This window comes from Streptomyces acidicola, from assembly GCF_009377235.1.
In the GTDB taxonomy this organism is placed as follows: Bacteria; Actinomycetota; Actinomycetes; order Streptomycetales; family Streptomycetaceae; genus Streptomyces; species Streptomyces acidicola.
The window spans coordinates 1-7,624 of sequence record NZ_VMNX01000342.1 but is presented as its reverse complement, the minus strand read 5'-3'; the positions used below and the strand labels follow the sequence as shown (position 1 = coordinate 7,624).

4 protein-coding genes are annotated in these 7,624 nt (G+C 73.4%); all 4 read right to left on the bottom strand.

Annotation, left to right across the window (positions count from 1 at the left end; all coding sequences use genetic code 11):
- Positions 1-988 (bottom strand): condensation protein (locus FPZ41_RS42920; protein ID WP_152869898.1); only part of this gene is annotated, 988 nt, incomplete at its 3' end.
- Complete coding sequence (locus FPZ41_RS42915; protein WP_152869896.1) at positions 985-5,511, bottom strand: alpha-(1->3)-arabinofuranosyltransferase; 4,527 nt, start codon at positions 5,509-5,511, stop codon at positions 985-987. The genes FPZ41_RS42915 and FPZ41_RS42920, both read right to left, overlap by 4 nt.
- Positions 5,508-6,233, bottom strand: coding sequence for a class I SAM-dependent methyltransferase (locus FPZ41_RS42910; protein WP_152869893.1), 726 nt, complete (start codon positions 6,231-6,233; stop codon positions 5,508-5,510). Before FPZ41_RS42910 ends, FPZ41_RS42915 begins: the two co-directional genes overlap by 4 nt.
- 170 nt (positions 6,234-6,403) lie before the next feature.
- On the bottom strand, positions 6,404-7,555 hold the full coding sequence (locus FPZ41_RS42905) for a glycosyltransferase family 4 protein (RefSeq protein WP_152869891.1): 1,152 nt from the start codon (positions 7,553-7,555) through the stop codon (positions 6,404-6,406).
- Between the last annotated feature and the right edge of the window lie 69 nt (positions 7,556-7,624).

The window sequence follows — 7,624 nt, the reverse complement described above, 5'->3', positions numbered from 1 at the left end:
CCAGTTGGGGGCGGGGGAGGGATCTGAGGGCGCGGGTGCGGGCCGCCGTACGGCGCAGCAGGCCGGGCATGTCCCTGGGGTCCAACTCCTCCGGAGCAAAGGGGACTTCAACGAGGCGTGTGCCGTTGCCGATCGGCATCGAGGCGTCCCGCGGGCGATCGTCCACCGGCATGGTGATACGCATCGGGCGGGGACGGACACCGTGTTCCCGGTTCCAGTGGGCGAGCATCAGGGCGGTGGTGACCATGAGCTGGTCGTTCACCGTGTAGGGGGAGCCCTTCGGACGGAGGGGGAGGGGGAGCTCGGTGACGAGCATGCCGTTGCCCGGGGAAGACTCGAAGTGGCCGGGGGCGACTCGTGCGGGTGGGGACCAGCTGGAAGGCATCTCGGCGGAGAGTGCCGTGGTGTCGGCTGTGCGTACGGGGGGTGCGGCCGGGGAGTTGTCCCGGCCGCCGTACAGTTCCGCGGCCGTGGCGAGGATACGGAGGCAGGCCGGGCCGTCCAGGGCCGTGTGGTTGATGGTGAGGAAGAGGACGGTGCCGTCGGACCGGTCGTCCTCGTCGACGACCTCCAGCCGGACGGGCGGTGACGCCGACAGCGGCGGCGCATCCGTCAGGGCCCGCGTCCGGGCGTCCCGCAACGCGTCCGGGCCCGGCGTCGGGAACGTCACCACCTCCACATCCGGATCCGCGGTCAGTTCCCACTCGTAACGGAGCCGGTACCAGCGCCCCGGCGCCTCACGCACCAGGATGCGCGGGTGGCGGCGCAGGGCCTCGGTGACGGCGGCCCGCAGGCGGGCCGGGTCCAGGCGGCCCGGGAGGTGGACCTCGATGTGGACGGTCTCGGGCTCCTCCTCCTGGAGACAGTGCCGGGCGACCTCGTCCACCACCGGGAACGGGACGCGCGTCGGCGGCCGTACGGGACTCTGACCGGGACCGGGACCGGAACCGCCCGTACCGTCCCACGCCGGGTGCTCCACAGCCGTCATATGACCTCGCCCCTTCCGGTGCTGTCGCCCTGTCCGGCGCCGTCGCCGGGCGGGGTCGCCCGGAACCTCGGCCTGGGGTGCGGAGCCCCCGGCGCCGGCGGACCGGGCTCGGGCGGGGCGGAGCCCGGACCCCTTGCGGAGACGGTCGGCCCGGTTGCGGAGACGGTCGGTCCGGCCAGGGGCACCGAGCCCTGCGTGCCCTCCGCGGCGCCTCCCGGCTCCCGGCCCGGACCGCTCGCGCCCCGCTTCCGCCTGGGCAACGGCGCGGTCGGGGCCTCCGGGGCCTCCCGGTCCGGCGGCAGGGACGGTGCGGGCGGCCCGCTGTACGTGAGCGTCGCGCCGGGACCGGGGCCGCCTTCGTCAGGTCCAGGTCCGGGTCCGGCAGGCGCGGGACGGGGCTGCCGCCGCCCCACACTCACCAGCCCCGCGAACAACCCCACCAGCGCCAGCACCTGGGCCACCGGCCCGAACGCCCCTTCGCCGGCCGCCGCCGGCTCCCCGGCGCCCGTGGCGGCGGCGACACCCGCCCCGGCCAGCGCGAGGAACGCGATGGGCACCAGCAGCGCATGCCGTTTCCACGCCAGCAGTGCCAGCACGGGCACCAGCAGCGCGAAGAAGCCCGCGATCACGGCGCCCACGAGCGTGAGCGCCACCGTGCCGAGCCAGAGCCCCGGCCCCGGCGGCACGGGCTGCGGCTCGTCCGCATTCGGTGAACGACGCCGCCACACCACCAGCCCGATCAGGACGACCAGCCCGACACCCGAGCCGACCAGCCCGGCCTCGTACGTCGTGGACGGCTCGTACGTCAGCTTGACCGTGCCGCCCGCGCCGCCGGGGATCTGCCACCCCTGCTGCCAGCCGTCGAGCCGGACGGGGGTGAGCTCGCTGCCGTTCAGCGTGGCCTTCCAGCCGTCGTTGAAGTTCTCGTACGTCGTCAGGTACGAGGCCGCGCCCGAGCCGACCGACACCTCGCGCAGGTCGCCGAGCCAGTCCCGTATCCGCAGCTCGCGGGCGGTCGTGCCGGAGGGCTCGGTCACCGTTCCGCGGGTGAGCGTCACGCCCGTCACCGCGAGCGGCCCGCCGTCCCCGGCCTCGACCCGGTGGGAGCCGGAGTTCAGGTCCAACTCGGTGTTGGACGCGCCCTGCCGGCACAGCTTCAGGTCCACGGGGCGCCGCTCCCGCAGGTCCTGCACCGATCCGCTCGCACTCGTCTCGTACAGTTCGTCGTCGATCGCGAGGACCGGGCCCTTGCCGCACGGCAGCGAGAAGGCGATGGCGTCCGCCGGCTGCTCGGACCGCTGGTCGTCGAGGGCCGGGAGGTACGCCTCCGTCAGGCCGACCGGGAGTTGCAGATCGTCGTCCGCGACCGGGTTGTGGACGGTCAGCGGGGCGGTGGCGGTGATCGTGATGTCGAGACGGTTCGTGGTGATGGGCTCGAAGCGGGCCCAGCCGTTCTCGTCGACCGCGGCGATCGCCGCGCCGTCCGGTGAACTGATGGACACCTGCGTGGGACGGGTGGACAGGCCGCCCGCCGGGGCCAGCACGATCGAGTCGACCTCCTGCCGGTTCGGCCACGTCAGACGGATCACCGGCTTGTCGCCCGCGATCCACGCCGTCGTCAGGTCGCCGTCGGTGAGGTTGCGGGGCGACAGCCCGGTGCCGAGGCGTGCCGTGGAGTCCGCTGTCGCGGTGACCCGGTTGCTCTCCTCGGTCTCTGCGGGCCCGACCTCGTACAGCAGCTTGTCTAGCTCGGCGCCCGGCACGGGCACGGCGCTCGCCTTCACCTCGTAGGTGCCGGACGTGCTGGTCGAGAACCTCCGGTGCAGCCCGGTCTCCGTACCCGTCGGGGAGAGCCCGGTGGGGTCGGCGGCGCGGTGCAGGGAGACGATCTCGGCGGAGGCGTCGGAGCGTTCGGCGTCCGTGGGCAGCCGCAGCATGCGGGTGACCTGGACGCCCGGGAGGTCGATCTCCGAGAAGCCGGCGCCCGTGAGTCCGGCGCGCCGCTCCACCGAGTCGACGATCGTGATCTTCAGCCAGTCCGTCGTTCCGGGGCGGGCCCGCACGGTCTGCGGGGAGCCGTCGGGTTGCAGATAGCTCGTGACGGAGCCCCGCTCCGTCTCCACCCGCACCCGCGTCGGCGCCGAGCGCACCTCGTCCTGCGGCAGCGGGGTCACCTTGAAGGACGAGGGGATGTCCTCGGCCCCGTCGAACGCGATCCGCAGCCACTGCCCGTCCGCCGAACCGGCCGCGCCCTCCGCCCACGCGGTGTTCGGGTCACCGTCGAAGGCGTTCACCGGGTCGTACTGGGGGAGGTGGAACAGCCAGTTGCCGGACGTCGACGCCGTCACCGAGCGGGCGCCGCGCAGCTGGGCCACCGTCTGGTGGTCGATGCCCTCCGTCGGAAGGATCTGGCGCGGACTGTCACCGGGGTCCTGGAGGCTTCCGCTGTGATTGCGTTCGCCGGCGGTGTACGTGTACGAGGTGTTCGCGTTGACCAGGCCGAACCGTGTGTCCGCGCGCCGCAGCCCGTCACCGACGACCTGCACCTCGGGGGTGCCGAGACCGGGGTGGTTGTCGCCGGTCAGGACGGTGGCGCGGCCGCGCATCGCCGGGTCGGCGGCCAACGGCAGCAGCGCCTCGGGCCCGCCGGAGACGACGGCGGTGTCCGCGATCGCCTTCAGCCCGGCCTGCCCGGGGCGGGGCGCGCCCGACGGAGGCCGGTAGATCTCCACGGCCCGCTGGCGCGGGTACAGCCCCTCGACCTGGAGGGGTGTGTCGTCGGCGATCCGTCCGCCCGTCATCAGCGGCCCAAAGCCCGCCTCCCGCTCGTACCCCGACTGCTCCAGGGTCCGCTTCACGGTCGTGGTCGGGACGTAGCCGGCCTGATCCGGGTCGAGGTCGTTGCGGACGACGACGTAGAACAGTCCGGCGCGGCTCAAGTAGTCGGCCAGTCCCGGGACTTCGCCACCGGTCATCAGCGCCTGCTCGACGGCGTCCATCGCGCGCCGGTTGCCGGGGGTGCCGAAGGGCACGTAGTCCCGCTGGGCCCAGCGGGACTCGGCGAGCACGTCGAGGGGCTGGTCGATGGGGGAGCCCCAGGTGTAGATGCCGTGCGCGGTGGCGGGGACGACGAGGGCGCGCGAGTCGGGTGAGTTCTGCTTCAGCCAACCGGCTGTCGTCTGCCAGTACTTGGGCAGCTCCTGGAACGAACCCGGTTGCAGGATCGACCCGTTGAGGTACGGCCACGCGAGGCCGGGCAGCACGAGCACGGCCGCCACCAGCGTCACGTACCGCCGCCCGCGCACCGCGCGAGCCCCGCGTGGCTGGGCCGCCACAGCCACCAGGTGCGCCAGTCCGAGGACCAGGGCGAGCGCGAGACCCGTCTGGAACTTGTAGATGTTCCGGAACGGGACGAGCGCGCCGTTCAGCCAGTCCTGCACCGGCTCGTGGAAGGGCCCGCCGAACGTGCCGCCGTACCCGGCGAGCGTGACGAGCGCGACGCACAGCACCGTCAGCACCAGCCAGCGCCGCTCCGGCAGGTCCCGCCGCGCCAGGCCCGCGAGGCCCAGTCCGGCCGCGAGCGCCGAGCACACGATCACCGCCACCGAGGCCGCGACCGCCCAGCCGGCCGGCAGCCAGGCCTCGCCGAAGTGCAGGTACGCCACCCAGTTCCCGGCGCCGCGCAGCGCCTCGGTGGCCGACATGGTGGCCGTGGTGGTCCCCGAGGTCTCCACGTACGGCAGGAAGTTCTCGCCGTACGCGCCGAGCAGCAGCAGCGGGATCACCCACCATGCCGTCGCCAGGATCACGCCGGGCACCCACCAGGCGATGAGCTTGCGCTGCCGGGGGCCACGTGGGCGCGACAGCAGGTACAGCCCGACCGGGAGCAGCGAGGCGAGGGTGGAGGCCGCGTTGACGCCGCCCATGAACGGGATGATCAACGCCGAGCGGAGGGCGGCGATCCGCGCGCTGTACCGCTCGTTCGTCAGCGGCAGCAGCACCCACGGCAGGAACGCGCCCGGCAGCGCGGCCGCCGAGGTCGAGCCGACGACGGTCGTGAACACCGGCCACAGCGCGTACGCGACGGCGCCGAGCAGCCGGCTGCGGGGACTGCCGACCCGCAGCCGCTCCATCAGCCGCAGCGCACCCCAGAAGGCGACCGTCACCACGATCGACAGCCACAGCCGCTCCGCGAGCCACACCGGCAGCCGCACCAGATCGCACAGCGCGTAGTACGGCAGCATCGGCCACGCGTAGCCGACGTACTGGTCCTGGAGCCCGCCGAAGCCACCCCGGTCGTGCCACAACTGCCCGAGGTCGGACAGGAACTGCCAGGGGTCGAGTGCCACACCGAGCTTGGTCTCGAAGGTCATCCGCCCCGGCCGCACGGCCAGGAACAGCGCGAACACCACGGCCCAGAACGCCGGCAGCCAGCGCCGCGACCGTGGACCCTCGGGAGGCCGCCGCGCGGGCCCGTCGGGTCGTGCCGGGGCCGGCGGAGGAGCCTGGACCGTACTCGTCATGGGGGACACCGCCGGAGGATGAGGAGGAGGTTCCAGGTGGCGAACTCGCGCAGGACCGGCGCCTTCACGACGCTCTCCGCGAGGAAGGGCCAGTAGCGGGAGCGCGCCGAGACGACCGTGACGTCGTCGCGGGCACGCACCTGCCGCAGGGTGGGGCCGATGTGCACGGCGAAGAGGTTCTCGCCGAGGGTGTGCTTGGCCTCTCGCCCGGTACGGCGCCGGTAGCGTGCCCGCGCACGCTCGGCGCCGAGGTAGTGCCAGGGCGCCCACTCGTGGCCGCCCCACGGGGAGTACCAGTTGGTGAACGACACGTAGATCAGCCCGCCGGGGCGGGTGACCCGCACCAGCTCGCTGATGAAGGTCCCCGGATCGGCCACGTGCTCCAGCACGTTCGAGGAGAAGCACACGTCCGCGACACCGCCGCCCAGCGGCAGCAGATACCCGTCCGCGACGACCGCGCCCTCGGGCGGCTCATGCCCCAGCTCCCGTACGTCGGGCTCGAAGAGGTACGCGTGCGCCCCGCGCCGCCGGAACTCCTCCGTGAAGTACCCGCCGCCCCCGCCGACGTCCACGACCGTCCGCCCGTCGACCGGACCGCCGTACGCCTCGACCTGGTCGGCGGCGTCCCGGGCGAGCAGGGAGTAGCAGTACTCGGGGTCCTCCTGCTCACGCAGGAAGGCACGGAAGAGGGCGAGGGAACGCCGGAGGGAGGGGTCCTTCATACGACTCCGGTGAGGGACAGCGCCCCTTAAGGGGCGCGGGGCTGTGTCGTCATGCGGCTCCGCCGCGATGGGGGTCCCCCCGCTCGAGCGCAGCCGAGAGTGGGGGAGCGACAAGCCACAGACGGCCCGCAGCGTCCGAACGGCAGAACCTCCCACGAACCGACTGACCCTCACGGCACCCAGTCCCTCACTGCCTCAGCAGCCACCGCTCTGAACTGCCGAACCGTGTGATCCCAGCGGAAGCGCCCCGCGCGCTCCCTGGCGGCCTTGCCCATGAGGGCCCGCCGGTCCGTGGACAGCGCGAGAGCGCACCACGCGGCGGCGAAGGACGACTCGCCCTCGGCCAGCACACCCGTCTCGCCGTCCACGACGGAGTCGCGCAGCCCTGGCACGTCGAAGGCGATCGCCGGGGTCTCGCGGGCCGCCGCCTCGGTCACGACCAGGCCCCAGCCCTCGACCGCGGAGGGGTGCAGCAGCAGCCAGGCCGCGCACAGCAGCCGGTGCTTCTCGGCTTCGGAGACATGACCGGTGAACTCCACGCCGGGGCCCGCGAGTCGCTCGAGGCGGGCGCGCTCGGGGCCGTCGCCCACGATCACCAGCCGCCCGCCCGTCACCGGCCGCACCCGCTCCCACAGCCGCAGCAGCAGATCGATCCGCTTGTACTCGACGAGCCGGCCCACCGCCACGAACAGCGGCTCGGGGGAGCGTTCCGCGCGCGGCCCCGGCTCCTCGACCCCGTTGTGCACCACTCTGATCCGCTCGCGCTCCACGCCGATCTCCCGCAGCGCGTGCGCCGTCGACGGTGACACGGCGACGAGCAGGTTCCCCCGCTGCGCACCCGCCAGCGCCCAGTGTTCGAGTCTTCGGCCGAGCCGCGCAGCCGGCGCCAGCGGGCCGCCGAACCGCATGTTCCACAGCTCCGTGTGCACATGGTTGACCAGGCACAGCGTCGGACCGTCGTGCCACAGCGGCGCCAGGTACGGCATGCCGTTGCACACCTCGACCAGCAGGTCGCAGTCGCCGACCTGGCGGGCGAACGAGGACTTGGCCCGCAGATAGTGGCCCAGGTCGCCGCCCGCCGACACGACCCGGTACTCCCGGAACGCCGCGGGCCCGCCGCACAGCAGGGTCACCTGGTGACCGAGCCGGGTCAGTCCGACGGCGAGCCGGTCGACGAGGAGTTCGGAACCGCCGGCCGCGGGATTGCCGAGGTCACGGCGGGCGAGAAAAACGATACGGCGCGGTTGTGGGGGGTGCGCCGGAGCGGGCCGCTCGGAGCGCGGGAACGCTTCGAGCAGCGAGAACGGCACGTGCTGGGGCATGGGTGCTCCAACTCGTCTCAGGGTGCGGAACGCAGTGGGGGGGGTGGGGGGAACGAACCTGCCGGTCTG